The organism is Stenotrophomonas sp. SMYL8 (genome assembly GCF_036320065.1).
In the GTDB taxonomy this organism is placed as follows: Bacteria; Pseudomonadota; Gammaproteobacteria; order Xanthomonadales; family Xanthomonadaceae; genus Stenotrophomonas; species Stenotrophomonas maltophilia_A.
In genome coordinates, this window is record NZ_JAWIRR010000016.1 from 19,935 (window position 1) to 35,636 (window position 15,702).

Sequence of the window (15,702 nt, forward strand, 5' to 3'; positions counted from 1 at the left end):
CGTGGCCGGCATCACCTGCCACATCAGCTCACAGGTGCTGCTTGAAGAAGGGAACGACCGCTGCCAGGGCCTCGCGCACCGGCTCCGGCTTGTCATACAGGTCGTAATGCGACCAGCCTTCCACCACCTTCAACTGCTTGTGCTTCGACGCCGCACGGCCATGGATCTCCAGGCCATCGCGGTAGGCACCAAAGCCACCCGGCTTGTCACCGATCACCACCAGCAACGGTTGGGTCAGCAGGACTTCGGCCAGGTGGAAGGCATCCCAGCCCACCGCTGCACCGCGATGCGAGAACAGCGCACTGACCACGCCGTTGGGCTGCGGCTCGCGCGTGCGGTAATAGTCCGTGGCCTCCAGCACATCGATATCCGTGATGCCGGCGGCGCGCCCCTGTTCCACCGAAGGCGGCAGGAACAGGTCCACACGGGCCTCGCCGCCGCGCATCTCGGCGGTGCGCTGGGCAGCGATGGCCTCCAGCGTGCCGATCGGATCGAATCCGCCAAAGCCCTCACGACTGAGCCGGCCAAAGTTGACACCGGTGATGCTGGTGACCGCCTTGATGCGGCGCTCGGTCATGGTGGCGTTGATCGCATAGCCACCACCGCCACAGATGCCCAGTACGCCGATGCGTTCGGCATCCACGTACGGCAGGGTGACCAGATGGTCGACCACGCGGCGTACATCCTCCACGCGCTGGGTCGGGTCTTCGACCCGACGCGGCTCGCCACCGCTGGCGCCCTGGAAGCTGGCGTCATAGGCGATCACCACGTAGCCCTCGCGAGCCAGGGCCTCACCGTAGATGTTGCCGGCGGTCTGCTCCTTGCAGCTGCCGATCGGATGCATGCTGATGATCGCGGGATAGACCCGGTTGCGGTCGAAGTCCGGCGGGAAACGCAGGTCGGCGGCGATCGGCCAGGCCATGTCCGGATTCTGGATGTTGATGGTTTCCATGCTGCGGCTCCTCGATAGCGGCGGGAGGCGACGGGTGTCGCCGTTGCAAGCACGATAGACCCGGGATTGGGGCCGAAAAAGCGGCCAATCACAACCAAAGTAGTAAGCTGCAATTACCAAATAGCGACAACCTGTGCCGCCATCTTCTCCCGCCGTCCTGCCGACCGAGCCCCATGAGCGCCCCCAGCCCGATCAACCCGGCCCTGCTGCCCCAGCTGGCCTGGTTTGCCCACATCGCCCACCACCGCAGCTTCACCAAAGCGGCCGTTGAGATGGGGGTCTCGCGCCCGGCGTTGTCGCAGAGCCTGAAGACCCTGGAGAAACAGCTGGGGGTACGCCTGCTGCACCGGACCACCCGTGACATGTCGCTCACCGAGGAAGGCCAGCGCCTGTTCGACGCACTGCGGCCATCGCTGAGCACCATCGAAACCGCAGTACGCGACCTGCGCGCCAGCCATGACGCTCCGTCCGGCCTGCTGCGCATCAACACCGCGCGCCTGACTGCCAAGACGCTGATCGAACCGCATCTACCGGAGTTCTTCGCGCGCTACCCCGAGCTGCGCATAGAGCTGGTGATGGACGACGGCCTGTCCAGCATCGTTGCCGACGGCTGTGACGCCGGCATCCGCCTTGGCGAGCGGTTGGCCGAAGGCATGATCGCCGTGCCGGTCACGCCGATGCTGGAAATGGTGGTGGTCGCCTCGCCGGCCTACCTGGCCCGCCATGGCACGCCCACCACGCCCGCCGAACTGGCCACCCACGAGTGCCTGGGCTACCGGCAGACCGGCAGCGGCGGGGTCTATGCCTGGGAATTCAGCACGCCGGGCCAGCCCGGTCATGACTTTGAAGTGGAACCGCGCGGACGCTATGTCACCAACGACGATGAGGGCATGATCCGCGCCGCGCTGCAGGGATTGGGCGTGATGCAGCATATCGATCTGTCACTGCAGCCGATGCTGGCCGATGGGCGCCTGGTCCGCCTGATGCCGGCGTGGTCGGCACCGTTCCCCGGCTTCTACCTGTACGTGCCTTCGCGCGAGCAGATGCCACCGCGCGTGCGCGCCCTGATGGAATTCCTGATCGAGAAGCGCGAAGGCGTCGCCAAGGCGCTCGGCCGCACGGTACAGGCCCCGGCCACGGGCAGCTAGGCGTCAGCGCGGGTAGCGATACACCAGATCATCGGCATCACTGCGCACGGCGTGATCGTCCAGCACGCCGCCCAGCCGCTGTGCAACGGCCTGCGACGCCAGGTTGTCCGATGCCATGTAGCTGACCAGGGTCGGCAGCTGCGCCACCACGAAGGCCCAGTCGCGCAGCGCGCCGGCCGCTTCGGTAGCGAAGCCCTTCCCTTCATGGCCGTCATACAGCAGCCAGCCCAGTTCCTTTTCCGGGAACAACGGACCGTGGTTGATACCGACCTGGCCGATGCAGGCACCACTGTCGCCGCGCTCGATCATCAGCGCACCGTGGCCGAACAGCTGCCAGCTGGCCAGGTCGTGGCAGAACTGCCCCCACGCGGCGACCTCACCAAACGGACCGCCCATGCCGCACGCACGCGGCGACGCCAGGAATGCGGCGTAGACCTCGAAATCATCGAGCCGTTGCGGGCGAAGCCGCAAGCGTTCGGTGTAAAGCGTGGGAATCTCGAGCATACCGTCGCGCGACCTCAATACACCGCCAGGTGGCCACAACCGCGGCGCTGTGGCTGCCCTTCCATCGTCACCTGCACGCTGGCCAGGGTGTCCACACCTTCGGCAGTGCGGCACGACTCACGCTTGATCTCGACGATGGCGGGCTGCTCGCCAAGCTCGCCGTTGAGCACGATCAGCGAGCTCGGTGCATCGGCCGGCTGCCCCGGATAGCGCAGCGTGCCCTTGTGGGTACGGCCGTCAGCGCTGAGGCTGGCATCGTGGTTGCCCTGGCCGGTGGAGGCGATCTCAATGTTCCAACCCGCACCGCCGCCGGTGAAAGCCGGCACCGGGCTCAGGTCGGCGGCAACCGAGGGGTGGCGTGGCGCATCCGCAGCGGTCTGCGACGACGTGGAGCTACAGCCGGCCAGCATCCCGGCCAGCAGCGCTGCAGCAACGACGGGGCGAACGGTCATGATGCGCTCCTGCCAAATGGTCGAAGGTCCAGTCTAGGCAGCCATGCGTGCGCCAGCGATGAACATGATGTTTCAGCGTGGAATGCGCCCACCACCGGCGACCCGCACGCGGTCGCGGCCCTGCGCCTTGGCCTGGTACATGGCCGCATCGGCGGCACGCAGCAGGGTCCGCCAGCCCAAGGCGTCGGTAGCACCGCGGGCCACGCCGAAGCTGGCGGTCACCCGCAGCACGGTACCGCCGGCCACCACGATGTCCAGCTGCTGCAGCGCAAGCCGCAGCGATTCGGCCAGCTGTCGGCCAGCGGCCAGGTCACCGTCGGCCAGCAGCACCAGGAACTCCTCGCCACCATAGCGGGAAATGCTGTCGCTGCGGCGAAGATGGCGCTGCAGCAGTTGCGCCACCTGTACCAGCACTTCATCACCCGCATCGTGGCCATGACCATCATTGATCGATTTGAAGCGATCAACGTCCAGCAGGATCACCACTGCGCTCATCCGCCCCTCGTCGTGGCGCTGCTGCACCAGTTCCTCCAGCGCGCGACGGTTCAGCAGTCCGGTCAATTCATCGGTGCCGGCCAGCTGGCGCAGCTCGCTGGTCAGCGCCGAGCGTTCGCGCGACTTCTCGCGCAGCACTTCAATCGCATCGAACAGGCGCTGCATTTCGGCCAGCGGATGGGTCACATGCTGCTCGGGCCCAGGCGCTTCGGAGGCAATCTGGATCACCTGCCGTTGTGCCTGCAGCAGAGGCCGCAGGATCTGCAGATGCGCGATACGCAGCGCCACACCCAGTACCACCAGGGTTCCCAGCGCGGTGGCCAGAAGCACCGCCAGCCGCGTGGCCTCCCGGTTGCGGGTGTGCTCGAACCTGGCGATGGACACACTCAGGTAACCGTCACGCAGCGCCTCAAGCGACTGCAAGGTCGGCACGTAGCGCGTGGTGAACTCGGCAGCGGTCCACGGCGGCGGCAGGCCACGCCGTCCGTCGTCGATCAGCTGTTCGATCATCGGCAGTGACTCGCCGAAGAACTGCCGGCGCGCCATATCCCAATGCCAGGACAGCGTCGGATCACTGCGGAACACCGATTCGTGGCTGCCGGCCAGCCGCCACAGTTCCAGCAGGCGGCCCTCGGTCTGCAGCGCCGCGCGCACCTGTTCGTTGCGCCAGGCACCGGGTACCGCCACCGGCGCCATCACGTTGGAGGCCAGACGCCCGCCGTGCTCGCGCAGGTCGATCAGCACCTGCCCCTGCATGGCTGGAATCGCCGCTTCGCGGTCGGCCCGGACCAGTACGTTGATCTGTGCCGAGGTCAGCAGGTGCAGGCGGTCGACCACGGCAAACATGCCGCTGATCGCGCGCTCCACGTCTTCGACGCGTCGTGCGTCGCGCGGCTGCGCTGCCACCCGGTCCACGCCCGCGCGTGCCGACTGCAGGCGACGTTGCGCGTCTGCCAGCATCCCATGCTCATCCACCACGCCCGGATCAGCCGTGAACACGGCATCCAGCTGCTGCAGCGCGGTGTCCACACGCCTGCGTACCACCGCCAGCTGCAGCGTAAGCCGCGCATGCTCGCTGGCATCGGCCGGGTCGGCACCGAGCAGGCTGTTGGCCGGGCCGCGTTCGGCCGAGACCAGGTTGGCCAGGTCGAAGGTCTGGCGCAGCTGGCGCAGGCTGACCAGGTTGTCCTCGGCAGCGCTGTAGCGCAGCGTGCCCTGGACCAGCGCGATGGCCATCAACGGCAGCGTACAGACCACGAACGACCCCGCCAGGATCCAGACCCAGGTCCGCAGTCCGATGGGCGATGCCTTGCCGGCCATGCAAATTTCCCCTGAAGTGCGGATCACTGTAGCCGCCGGTCCCGGCAGCGCCAAGCCAGTGCCGCGCGAACCGTGACCATGGGTATACCGCAGCCACCGCGAACGCGCCGGCAAGGTCTCACCCCGCGCCGGGCTGAGGCGAATGCGTCACACCCTGCCGTACTAGATCCAGCGCTGGTCGACCAGTTCGCGCTTCACGTAGGCGTAGAACACCGGCGCCGCCACCAGGCCGGGCAGGCCGAACGCCGCTTCCATCACCAGCATCGCCAACAGCAGCTCCCAGGCGCGGGCCTGGATTTCGCCGCCAACGATGCGCGCATTGAGGAAGTACTCCAGCTTGTGGATCACGATCAGGTACAGCAGCGCCGCCACGGCCACGTAGAACGAGACCGACAGCGCGACGATGGTGATGATGGTGTTGGAAATGATGTTGCCCACCACCGGCAGCAGGCCGGCGATGAAGGTGATCAGTACCAGGGTCTTGGACAGTGGCAGGTGCACGCCGAACAACGGCAGCACGCCCAGCAGGAAGATGGCGGTGAACACGGTGTTGAGCAGCGAGATCTTCACCTGCGCGAACACCACCTGGCGGAACGCAGTGGCCAGGCGGCTGGTGCGGCCGATCAGCTCCTGCGCCAGCGGGCCCATCTTCGGCAGCGGCAGTTCGTCATACAGCGCGATCATCGCGCCCAGCACCATACCGATCAGTACGCGTACGCCCACCTGCACCACCGAGGTACCGGCCACGCCCAGCTGGCGCTGATGCTCGGCGGCCCAGTCGTTCAGTGCCGTGCGCAGCGCCGGCATGTCCTCGGGGATGTACGGCTGCAGCAGCGCCGGCACCTGGTGCCGCGACGAATTGAGGATCTCCATCAGCCGCGCCAGCAATGCGTCCGGTCCACCGGTCTCGTTGCGGAAAAATGACGCCACGCCGATCCCGGCCAGCACCAGCGCGCTGATGATCACCGCTGACAGCACGATCACCGCGATCGCCCGCGCCCGGCCTGGCGGCAGCTTGCCCTCCACGGTGGAGGCCAGCAGGTGGGTCAGCTGGAACACCAGCAGGCCCGACAGCAGGGTCACCACCAGGCCCAGCTTCAACGCCAGCCACATGCCCAGCAGCATCATCAGCCAGGCCGCGATCCTCGGGACGGGGGGCTTGGGCTGGGCAACGAGGGCGTCTTGCATGGGCGGCACGTCCGGGCAGGGTGGCCCATGGTAGAGGATTGGCGGCGATGATTCCGGGTGCAGGATGAACAGGCAACACACGCGGATTCCGCCGCCCCTTCTCCGTCCATCGGCACGTCCGCAATCACGCCCGGATCACACCCGGTCCAGTGCCAGATACCGCGCCGTGCGCACGATCGTCTCACGCTCGCCGAAGCTGGCCAGCTCGCCGGCAACACGCCCGCTGTCGCCAGTCGCTGCGATCTCCTGCAGGGTGCGCTGCATGGCCCGGATCGCAGCGCGCTGCAGGTCCGAGGGAATGATCACCAGCCGGTAATCGAGTTCGGCCAGCCGCGCCACGGGTACCAGCGGCGTCTTGCCGCTGTGGAACATGTTGATCAGCTTCGGCCCGGGAACCTGCTGCGAAATCACCTCGATCTGCTCCAGCGTTTCCGGTGCCTCGACGAAGATCATGTCCGCGCCCGCGTCCACATAGGCCTGCGCCCGTTCGATCGCCGCATCCAGGCCTTCGCAGGCGATGGCATCGGTACGCGCGATGATCATCAACTCCGGGTCGATCCGCGACTGGCAGGCGACACGGATCTTCGTGCACATCTCGCCCGCGTCGACCAGCGTCTTGTCATCCAGGTGTCCGCAGCGCTTGGGGAAGGCCTGGTCCTCGATATGCAGGGCGGCAACGCCTGCCCTTTCGAACGCGCGCACCGTGCGTTCAACATTCGCGGTGCCGCCGAAGCCGGTGTCAGCGTCGGCGATCACCGGCAGATCGCAGGCATCGACGATCCGTTCAACCTGCGCAAGCACTTCGCTGAGGCCGAGCAGGCCGATGTCCGGCACGCCGGCCGAACGCGCGATGGCGCCGCCGCTGGCATACACCGCATCGAAGCCGGCCAGCTCCACCAGGCGTGCCGACAATCCATCGAATGCACCTGGCGCAATCACGCTGCCCTGGCGGAGCAGATCGCGCAACTGACGTGTCTTTTTCATGTGGTCTCCCTTGTCGTTGGACATCTGCCGTGGGATACCGATGATGTTGCCGCCAGCGGCGACCGTCCAATACCGTGTTCGTACAGCACCAGAACGTTTGAGGTTCCAATGGAACTGCGGCACCTGCGCTACTTCGTCATGACTGCCCAGCTGCAGAGCTTCACCAAGGCCGCCGAGGCCCTGCATATCGCCCAGCCGCCGCTCGGGCAGCAGATCCGCGCCCTGGAGGAAGAGATCGGCACCGCTGTTCCACCGGCAGGGACGCGGCATCGTGCTCAGCGATGCTGGCCAGGTATTCTGGAGAGCCGCGGAGGACATCCTCGCGCGTGTCGACCAGGCCAAGGAGGAGGCATTGCGCGCCGCACGCGGCGAGGTCGGTACGTTGACATTGGGGCTGACCGAATCGGCGACCTACAACGAGGCGGTCACCGCGCTGATGCGCAGCTTCCAGCGGGCGCATCCGGCAGTGCAGGTGCGGCTGGTAGAAGATGGCAGTGAATCCCTGGTCCGGCGCCTCGATGATGGCGAACTCGATGCAGTAATCGTGCGCCCGCCGTTTTCCAATACCGGTGAACGGATGACACAGCAACTCAGTGCCGAACCACTGGTGGCAGTACTGCCGGCCGATCACCCGTTGGCGTGCCGGACGAGCATCGCGCTGGTCGAGCTGCGCGACGAGCGCTTCATCCTGTTCTCGCGGAAATCGGGCCAGGGCCTGAGTGCAGACGTCGTCGCTGCCTGCCGCAGCCAGGGCTTCGCGCCTACCATCCAGCAGGAAGCGCCGCAGGTGGCTTCGGCGATCAACCTTGCCGCTGCCGGCATGGGCATCGCCATCGTGCCGGCCTCGATGCAGAGCATGCACCGCAGCGGCCTGGCTTTTGTTGCGCTGGAACTGGGCATGCCGACCACTACGCTGCAGTTGGCGGTGCGCTGCAAGCCTCCGGCAACGGCCGCCCAGCTGCTGGCCTGCGCCAGAGACCTGGCAACACCTCATTCGCCATAGCTGGCGTTGTTCTTGCCCTGGCGCTTGGCGTGGTACAGCGCGCGGTCGGCCAGTGCCAGCCAGTCCTCGACGCTGCCACCGCGCGGCGTCGCCGCGATTCCGATGCTGACGCTGAACTCGATGCCCGGGGTTGCCTGCCGTGCTGCCTCCAGAAGTTGCAGCCGAACCCGCTCTGCCACATGCATCGCATCGACGGGCGCACAGTCCTGCAGCAGCACGACGAACTCGTCGCCTCCCAGCCGCGCAGGGGTATCGCCAGGCCGGGCGAAGGCGCGCAAGGTGGAGGCGATATGGCGCAGCACTTCGTCCCCGGCGCGATGACCGTGCGAGTCATTGATGCGCTTGAAGTCATCCACATCAAGCATCAGCAGGCAGGCAAAACCACCCTGCCCCTGCGCCTTGTCCAGTGCCTGCTGCGCACGGACGATCAGGAAGCCGCGGTTGGCCAGCTCCACCAGCGGGTCCATGCGGCTCAGCCGCTTCAACTGGCGGTTCTGCGATTTCACCCGCCGCGCCAGCTGCCAGCTGAGGATGCTGAGGCCGATGCCGTAGACGAACAGGAACGGCACGCTGAGCACGATCGTGCGCTGCGATGACACCGGCTGGTAAGGAAACCCGAGCCCCCACCAGGTGAGCGCGAACCCCACCACCAGTGCCAGTGTGGCCCGTACCGCCAGCTTCACCCCACCGGCGGCGATCTTGTCGGCGACCAGCAGCGCGGCGAACAACGCACTGGGTACCACGCTGAGCCCCATGAAGGCGATCCAGCCACCGCCAAAGAAGGAATCAACCACCATGCAACGGAACTGGACCACCGCAGGCTGCCGTGAGCGCTGGGTCAGCACCAGCGCGAGCGCCGGCCAGGCCAGCGCGTTGAGCAGCAGCAACACCCAGGCCCACGGGCCGTCCTGACGTTCAAGAATGATCGAGGCGATGGGAATCGCGCCCAGCCCATTGCCCACGAAGCGCATCCAGCCGATGCGACGTGCCGCGCCGATGCCTTCGACCGCGACTTCCGTCGAGTCCGTCAAGAACGGCATTGCCGACCCCCTTGCGCGATCGCACGCCCTTGCCGGGCGGCCTCTGGTGAGTCTGACAGCTCTGCGTCAATTCGGGATCAAGGATTCACGGCGGTTACCCTGCCTCACCCACGCCTGGGTGGCGCCGTTGAACCCCGCAGCATCAGGCTGAAATCCAGCGTCTGCTGCAGCGGCACATCCATGTGCTCGATGATGGCAAGCAGCAGGTTGACCGCGCGCTCACCGATCTCCCGCATCGGTTGCCGGATGGTGGTCAACGGCGGCGTGAGGTAGCGGGAAGATGCCAGATCATCGAAGCCGACGATGGACAGGTCCTCCGGCACGCGGATGCCCAGATCGCGGCAGGCCGCCAGGGTGCCCAGCGCCATCTGATCGCTGAAACAGAAGATCGCCGTTGGTGCAGACATGCCGTCCAGCAGCGCCATGGCAGCCGCATGGCCGGATTCCACCGAAAAGTCACCCGGCACGATGTTCAGCTGGCGCAGGCGTCCACGCGCCTTGCCAGCCGCCCGCACCCCTTCCAGCCGTTGCTGGTGCAGCGGATTGTCCGGCGGTCCGCCGACCACGGCGATCCGCTCGTGTCCCAGCCCATACAGATGTTCCATCACCACGCGCGCGGCCGCGGCGTTATCGATATGGACGCTGGGAATGCCCAGTGCGGGGTCGAACTCGCAGCCGTTGATCACCGGCGCGGCGGCACCGCGCTGCTGGACGATCTCGCGCGCCGTGGGCGGCAGGCGGTGCCCCAGCACGATCATGCCGTCAGCCTCGTTGCGCCGGAGCATCTGCGCATAGCGCTCCTCGCGGTCGGGTTGATGCTGGGTATCGCCGAGCAGAACCGCATAGCCGACCGCCTGTGCGGCGTCCTCCGCCCCCTGCAGGATCTGCGCGAAGAATGGATTGGCGATGTCCGGGACGGTAACCAGGATCTTGCCGCTGCGCTGGGTCTTGAGCGTGCGGGCCACCGTGTTGGGCACATAGCCCAGTGCGGCGGCGGCCTGCTCGATGCGCGCGCGGGTAGCCGGCAGCACTTTGTCCGGCCGGGAAAGCGCCCGCGACACCGTGCCTGCGGAGACGCCGACGTGCTTCGCGATGTCGTAGATGGTGGCCATGGCGTTAGTTCTCCTGTCTGCTGTGCACTGCACAACAGGTCCTGCGTGAGCCCCTGCTAGGATAATGCAATCGATTGCATCGAGGGCGAATCACGTTGAAGACGCTCAAGGGTCCAGCGCTGTTCCTGGCGCAGTTCATCGGCGACACAGCTCCTTTTGATCGGCTGGACACGCTGGCCGGATGGGCCGCGGGTCTGGGCTATTCTGGCGTACAAGTCCCCACCGGCGCGCCCCACCTGTTCGATCTGGCCGAGGCCGCGCGCAGCCAGGCGTACTGCGACGACGTCGCCGGCATGCTGGCCGGTCATGGCGTGCAGATCACCGAGCTGTCCACCCATCTGCAGGGGCAGCTGGTCGCGGTGCATCCGGCCTACGACAGCCTGTTCGACGGATTCGCGCCGGCGGACAAGCGCGGCGATCCGGCTGCCCGCCAGGCTTGGGCAGTCGAGCAGCTTCTGCTGGCCGCCAAAGCCAGCCAGCGCCTGGGGCTGACCGCGCATGCCACGTTCTCCGGCGCATTGGCCTGGCCCTATTTCTATCCCTGGCCGCAGCGTCCACCGGGACTGGTGGAAGAAGCCTTCGCCGAACTCGGCCGCCGCTGGCGCCCGATCCTGGATGCGTTCGACGCCTGCGGCGTGGACCTGTGCTTCGAGATCCACCCGGGTGAAGACCTGCACGACGGCGCGACCTTCGAGCGCTTCCTCGACGTGGTGGACCATCACCCCCGCGCCAAGATCCTGTACGACCCCAGCCACCTGCTGCTGCAGCAGATGGACTACCTGGGTTTCATCGACCGCTACCACGCGCGTATCGGCATCTTCCACGTCAAGGACGCGGAGTATCGCGCCAGCGCGAGCAGCGGCGTGTATGGCGGCTACCAGGACTGGATCGATCGTCCGGGCCGGTTCCGTTCGCCCGGTGATGGCCAGATCGACTTCAAGGCGATCTTCTCCAAGTTCTCCCAGTACGACTTCCCCGGATGGGCGGTACTGGAATGGGAGTGCTGCCTGAAGCACCCGGAGGACGGCGCACGCGAAGGTGCCGCCTTCATCCGCGACCACATCATCCGGGTGACCGAGCGCGCCTTCGATGACTTTGCCGACAGTGGCACGGACGCCGCATCACTGCACCACATGCTGGGAATCTGAGCCATTACCGCCCCGGGAGGGCAAGCCATGTCGCACGCAATGTCGCGCCTGGGCGCGATGATGTTTCTGCAGTTCTTCATCTGGGGAGCGTGGTTCGTGACCCTCGGGACGTACCTGGTAAAGGGCCCGCTGCAGGCCAGCGCCAGCCAGGTGGCCACCGCCTTCCTCAGCCAGTCGATCGGCGCGATCGTGGCGCCGTTCCTGGTCGGCCTGATCGCCGATCGCTACTTCGCCGCGCAGCGCATCCTCGCGGTGCTGCACCTGGCCGGCGCGGTACTGATGTGGCTGGCGTCCACCGCCACCAGCTTCAGTGTGTTCTCGGCCTGCGTGATGGGCTACATGCTGCTGTTCATGCCCACGCTGGCACTGGCCAACAGCGTGGCGATGCGGCACATGCAGTCGCCCGAGAAATAGTTCCCGCTGGTACGCGTGGCCGGCAGCATCGGCTGGATTGTCGCAGGCGTGCTGATCGGCTGGCTGGGCTGGGAGCAGGCCCATCGGCTTGAACTGACGTTCCGGATGGCGGCGCTGGCATCGCTGGTACTGGGCCTGTATGCGTTCACCCTGCCACACACGCCGCCACTGGCACAGCAGCGCGATGCCGGGCTGGGGCAGATCCTCGGGCTGGATTCATTGCGGCTGCTGAAGTCGCGCGCCTACCTGGTGTTCTTCCTGGCGTCCATCGCCATCTGCATCCCGCTGTCGTTCTACTACAACTTCACCAATCCGTATCTCAACGACCTGGGCGTGCGCGGCGCCGCAGGCCTGCAGTCGCTGGGCCAGGTTTCCGAGGTGCTGCTGATGCTGGCCATGCCGTTCCTGTTCGTTCGCCTTGGCGTCAAGACGATGCTGGCGGTCGGCATGGCGGCCTGGGTGGTGCGCTACGTCCTGTTCGCCTTCGGCGATGCGGGCAGCGGCTTCTCGCTGCTGGTGATCGGCATCGTGCTGCACGGCATCTGCTACGACTTCTTCTTCGTCACCGGCCAGATCTACACCGATGCCCATGCCGGCCCCGCCGTGCGCAGCAGCGCGCAGGGCTTCATCACCCTGGCCACGTACGGCGTGGGCATGCTGATCGGCACCTTCCTGTCCGGCGCGGTGGTGGAGCACTTCACCACCGAGGCCGGCCCCGACTGGCAGCAGATATGGCTGTTCCCGGCCGGCGTCGCACTGCTCGTGCTGGTCGCCTTCCTGTTGCTGTTCCGCGAGCGGCCGGCGGCCGCGGCCGCGCCTTCCACGCCCTGAGGACCGCAGCCGATGCCAAAGCTTGGAATCGCCATCGTCGGCGCCGGCATGATCGGCACCGTGCACCGCCGGGCGGCCTTGCTCGCCGGTGCCGAGGTACGCGGCGTCGCCGCTTCGTCAGCGCAGCGCGCGCGTGAGATGGCGCAGCTGTGGAATGTCCCGCGCGCCTATCGGGACATCGAGGAGGTGATCGCCGATCCGCAGGTGCAGGTCGTGCACGTCTGCACGCCCAACCATCTGCACCGCGCGATGGCGCAGGCCGCGCTGGAAGCCGGCAAGCACGTGATCTGCGAGAAGCCGCTGGCGACCACGCTGGACGATGCGCAGGCCCTTGCAGCATTGGCCGCCTCGACCGGCTTGGTTGCCACGATCCCCTTCGTCTACCGCTACCACCCGGTGGTGCGCGAGGCGCGCGCACGCATCGCCGAAGGCGATCTGGGGCCGCTGCACCTGATCCACGGCAGCTACCTGCAGGACTGGCTGCTGGACCCGGCCAGCAACAACTGGCGCGTGGACCCGGCGCTGGGTGGCGCATCGCGCGTGTTCGCCGACATCGGCTCGCACTGGTGCGACCTGGTGGAATGGGTCAGCGGCGAACGCTTCGCCGAGGTCAGCGCGGCGTTCTCTACGGTCATCGCCGAGCGCGGCGCCGTCAGCGGGCAGAGCTTCAGCACGCCAACCGCGGCCAGCGCAATGCAGGCGGTAACGAGCGAGGACGTAGCGGCGGCGATGTTCAGGACCGGCGCCGGTACGCTGGCATCTCTGACGGTCAGCCAGGTCTCGGCCGGACGCCACAACCGCCTCTGGTTCGAGATCGACGGTGCCAACGCCAGTGTGGCCTTCAACCAGGAGGACGCCGAGCGCCTGTGGATCGGCCTGCCCGACCAGCGCGAGGAGATCTTCGTGCGCGGACCGGGCGCCGGCGGTGCCGAACAGCGCCGGCTGTCGGTGTTGCCGGCCGGCCACGCGCAGGGCTACGCCCAGTGCTTCGAAGCGTTTGTCGCCGACACCTATCGCGCCATCGAGGGCGAGCGGCCGCAGGGCCTGCCCACCTTCGAGGACGGCCTGCGCTCGGCGCAGATCGTCGATCGTGTCATTGCATCAGCCAGGTCGCGTGCCTGGACCACCATCGGTTGAAACCCGGGAGGATCTGTTGATGAAAGCCCTTGTCCATGGAACTGCAAGCCTCATTCTGCTGCTCGCTGCCCTGCCCGCTTTTTCAGTCGAAGCTGTCAGCACGCAGAAGCCGATCGCGGTACAGATGTACACCCTGCGCGATGCCGGCTCGCTCGAGCAGCAGCTGAAGATCGTCCACGACGCTGGCGTCCATGCGGTGGAAACGGTCGGCACGCAGAACACCAGCGCCGCCGAGCTCAAGCAGCTGCTGGACCGGTATTCGATCAAGGCAATTTCATCGCATGTGCCGCTGGCCGAGCTGCGCAGCAACCTGGATGGGGTGGTGACCTTCAACCGGTCGATCGGCAACACGACGCTGGTGGTGCCGTACCTGGACAAGAAGGATCGCCCGGGCGATGCCGCCGGCTGGACCGCCCTGGGCCAGGAACTGGGCCGCATCGCAAAGCAGGTGCGCGGCAAGGGCATGCGCCTGGCCTACCACAACCACGACTTCGAACTGGCCGACTTCGACGGCAGGACCGGACTGGAGCTGCTGTTCGCCGCCGCCGGCCCCGACCTGCAGACCGAGCTGGACCTGGCCTGGGTCGCGCGTGCAGGCCTGGACCCGGCCGTGATGCTGGCAAAGTTCCGCGGCCACGTATTCGCGGTGCACGCCAAGGACAATGCACCGAAGGGCCAGGCCCAGGACGAAGGCGGATTCGCCGCGGTGGGCCAGGGCGTGCTGGACTGGAACGCGATCCTGCCTGCTGCGGCAGCCGCCGGCGTGCATTGGTACATCATCGAGCACGACCAGCCACGCGATCCGGCCAGGATCATCCAGACCGGTGCGGACTATCTGCGTGAACACCTGACCACGAATGCGCCTGCCCATGCGCAGCGCTGACGCATCAAGGAGCCCCACATGAAAATGATCCTGGCAATGGCCGTGGCCCTGGGCGGCATGAGCGTTGCGACAGCAGCATGGTGCAAGGACGATCCGGCTGCGGGTGCAAAGCTCTACACCGCGAACTGCGTGGCCTGCCATGGTGTGGATCGTGCGGGCATGCCGGGCGCATTCCCGGCGCTCACCGACATCGGCAAGCGCATGGCACCCGCACAGATCAAGGAAAAGATCAGCAAGGGCGGTGGGCTGATGCCGCCCTTCTCCCAGCTGTCACAGCAGGAGATCAACGACATCGCCAGCTACCTGGCGAAGTAAGCGGCCGGCGACCACGCTGGCCGCGTGCCCCTACAGCTCGCGCACCCAGATGTTGCGGTAGCTGACCCTGGAGTCATGTTCCTGCAGATAGAGCGGCGCACACGCATGCGGCGCGTAGGAAGGCGCGCCGATGTACTCGGTCTTGCCCGCCAGCACAGTGTCGTCCTGCACCAGCACGCCGTTGTGCAGCACCGTGATGCGCGCGGGCGACACAAGCCCACCGCCCTGCGAGAAGCGCGGCGCCTTCCAGAGGATGTCGTAGGCCTGCCACTCACCCGGTGCGCGCGAGGCGTTCACCAACGGCATGGCCTGCTTGTAGATCGAGCCCGCCTGGCCATTGGCATAGGTCGGGTTGTTGTAGCTGTCGAGCACCTGCAGCTCATACAGCTCCTGCAGGAAGATGCCGCTGTTGCCGCGGTTCTGCCCGTCGAAGCCCTTCGTGTCGGTAGGCGTGCGCCACTCGACATGCAGCTGGACGTCGCAGAAGCGTTGCCTGGTGCGAATGCCCTTGCTGCCGGGCACGACGGTCATGGCGCCATCGGCAACCTTCCAGGGCACGCCTCCGCCCTGCTCCGACTCCCACGCGGAGACATCCTTGCCATCGAACAGCACGATTGCGTCGGACGGGGCCCTGCCTGGCGGCGTGGCCACGGTCGCAGGCACCGGCGTCCACACCTCGGTCTTCTTCGGGTCGCGCGCGGCGTCGGCACCGTTCTGCGCGAACACGGGTGCGGCGGCCAGCACGGTGGCCGCGATCAGCAGCGGCTTGATCATCC

The 15,702-nt window shown here is 66.8% G+C and carries 15 protein-coding genes and 1 pseudogene; 7 read left to right on the forward strand and 9 right to left on the reverse strand.

Features of this window, described 5'->3' with window-relative positions; all coding sequences use genetic code 11:
* Positions 1-28: 28 nt before the first annotated feature.
* Positions 29-952 (reverse strand): alpha/beta hydrolase, encoded by a 924-nt coding sequence (locus V3B25_RS13645; RefSeq protein ID WP_329810833.1) that lies wholly within the window; start codon positions 950-952, stop codon positions 29-31.
* A 173-nt stretch (positions 953-1,125) separates the two neighbouring features.
* Here V3B25_RS13645 and V3B25_RS13650 point away from each other — a divergent pair, with 173 nt between their 5' ends.
* Positions 1,126-2,100, forward strand: a complete 975-nt coding sequence (locus V3B25_RS13650; protein WP_032127633.1) for a LysR family transcriptional regulator — start codon at positions 1,126-1,128, stop codon at positions 2,098-2,100.
* Between the two features lie 3 nt (positions 2,101-2,103).
* Here V3B25_RS13650 and V3B25_RS13655 read toward each other — a convergent pair whose 3' ends face one another.
* From V3B25_RS13655 to V3B25_RS13675, 5 genes are all read right to left on the reverse strand, one after another.
* Positions 2,104-2,604 carry a GNAT family N-acetyltransferase gene (locus tag V3B25_RS13655; RefSeq protein ID WP_329810832.1) on the reverse strand — a complete coding sequence of 167 codons (501 nt, stop codon included), beginning with the start codon at positions 2,602-2,604 and terminating at the stop codon, positions 2,104-2,106.
* Between the two features lie 14 nt (positions 2,605-2,618).
* Complete coding sequence (locus tag V3B25_RS13660; RefSeq protein ID WP_329810831.1) at positions 2,619-3,056, reverse strand: hypothetical protein; 438 nt, start codon at positions 3,054-3,056, stop codon at positions 2,619-2,621.
* Positions 3,057-3,128: 72 nt separating this feature from the next.
* Complete coding sequence (locus V3B25_RS13665; RefSeq protein ID WP_032127635.1) at positions 3,129-4,871, reverse strand: GGDEF domain-containing protein; 1,743 nt, start codon at positions 4,869-4,871, stop codon at positions 3,129-3,131.
* 162 nt (positions 4,872-5,033) lie between these two features.
* Positions 5,034-6,059 carry an AI-2E family transporter gene (locus tag V3B25_RS13670; protein WP_012510371.1) on the reverse strand — a complete coding sequence of 342 codons (1,026 nt, stop codon included), beginning with the start codon at positions 6,057-6,059 and terminating at the stop codon, positions 5,034-5,036.
* 135 nt (positions 6,060-6,194) lie between these two features.
* On the reverse strand, positions 6,195-7,043 hold the full coding sequence (locus tag V3B25_RS13675) for an isocitrate lyase/PEP mutase family protein (RefSeq protein WP_049398866.1): 849 nt from the start codon (positions 7,041-7,043) through the stop codon (positions 6,195-6,197).
* 271 nt (positions 7,044-7,314) lie between these two features.
* Between V3B25_RS13675 and V3B25_RS13680 the strand changes: the two genes are divergently transcribed.
* Entirely contained in the window at positions 7,315-8,046 is a 732-nt protein-coding gene (locus V3B25_RS13680) for a LysR substrate-binding domain-containing protein (RefSeq protein WP_204373793.1), read from the forward strand.
* Here the strand turns inward: V3B25_RS13680 and V3B25_RS13685 are convergent.
* Positions 8,034-9,086, reverse strand: coding sequence for a sensor domain-containing diguanylate cyclase (locus tag V3B25_RS13685; RefSeq protein WP_049398863.1), 1,053 nt, complete (start codon positions 9,084-9,086; stop codon positions 8,034-8,036). The two genes, V3B25_RS13680 and V3B25_RS13685, sit on opposite strands and share 13 nt — an antisense overlap.
* Positions 9,087-9,190: 104 nt before the next feature.
* Complete coding sequence (locus V3B25_RS13690; RefSeq protein ID WP_049422751.1) at positions 9,191-10,198, reverse strand: LacI family DNA-binding transcriptional regulator; 1,008 nt, start codon at positions 10,196-10,198, stop codon at positions 9,191-9,193.
* A 95-nt stretch (positions 10,199-10,293) separates the two neighbouring features.
* Between V3B25_RS13690 and V3B25_RS13695 the strand changes: the two genes are divergently transcribed.
* The 5 genes and pseudogenes from V3B25_RS13695 to V3B25_RS13715 all read left to right on the forward strand — a co-directional run bounded on the left by V3B25_RS13695 (position 10,294) and on the right by V3B25_RS13715 (position 14,926).
* Positions 10,294-11,346, forward strand: a complete 1,053-nt coding sequence (locus V3B25_RS13695) for a sugar phosphate isomerase/epimerase family protein (RefSeq protein ID WP_329810830.1) — start codon at positions 10,294-10,296, stop codon at positions 11,344-11,346.
* 27 nt (positions 11,347-11,373) lie between these two features.
* Positions 11,374-12,591: pseudogene (locus tag V3B25_RS13700) on the forward strand (nucleoside permease).
* 12 nt (positions 12,592-12,603) lie between these two features.
* Positions 12,604-13,728, forward strand: coding sequence for a Gfo/Idh/MocA family oxidoreductase (locus V3B25_RS13705; protein WP_329810829.1), 1,125 nt, complete (start codon positions 12,604-12,606; stop codon positions 13,726-13,728).
* Between the two features lie 19 nt (positions 13,729-13,747).
* Positions 13,748-14,611, forward strand: coding sequence for a sugar phosphate isomerase/epimerase (locus V3B25_RS13710; protein WP_329810828.1), 864 nt, complete (start codon positions 13,748-13,750; stop codon positions 14,609-14,611).
* Between the two features lie 18 nt (positions 14,612-14,629).
* A complete protein-coding gene (locus V3B25_RS13715; protein WP_049422746.1) occupies positions 14,630-14,926 on the forward strand; it encodes a cytochrome c in 297 nt (98 codons plus the stop codon).
* Between the two features lie 30 nt (positions 14,927-14,956).
* Here V3B25_RS13715 and V3B25_RS13720 read toward each other — a convergent pair whose 3' ends face one another.
* The gene (locus tag V3B25_RS13720; RefSeq protein WP_232528269.1) at positions 14,957-15,700 is read right to left on the reverse strand and encodes a DUF1080 domain-containing protein; all 744 of its coding nucleotides are present in this window, start codon (positions 15,698-15,700) and stop codon (positions 14,957-14,959) included.
* Positions 15,701-15,702: the final 2 nt, after the last annotated feature.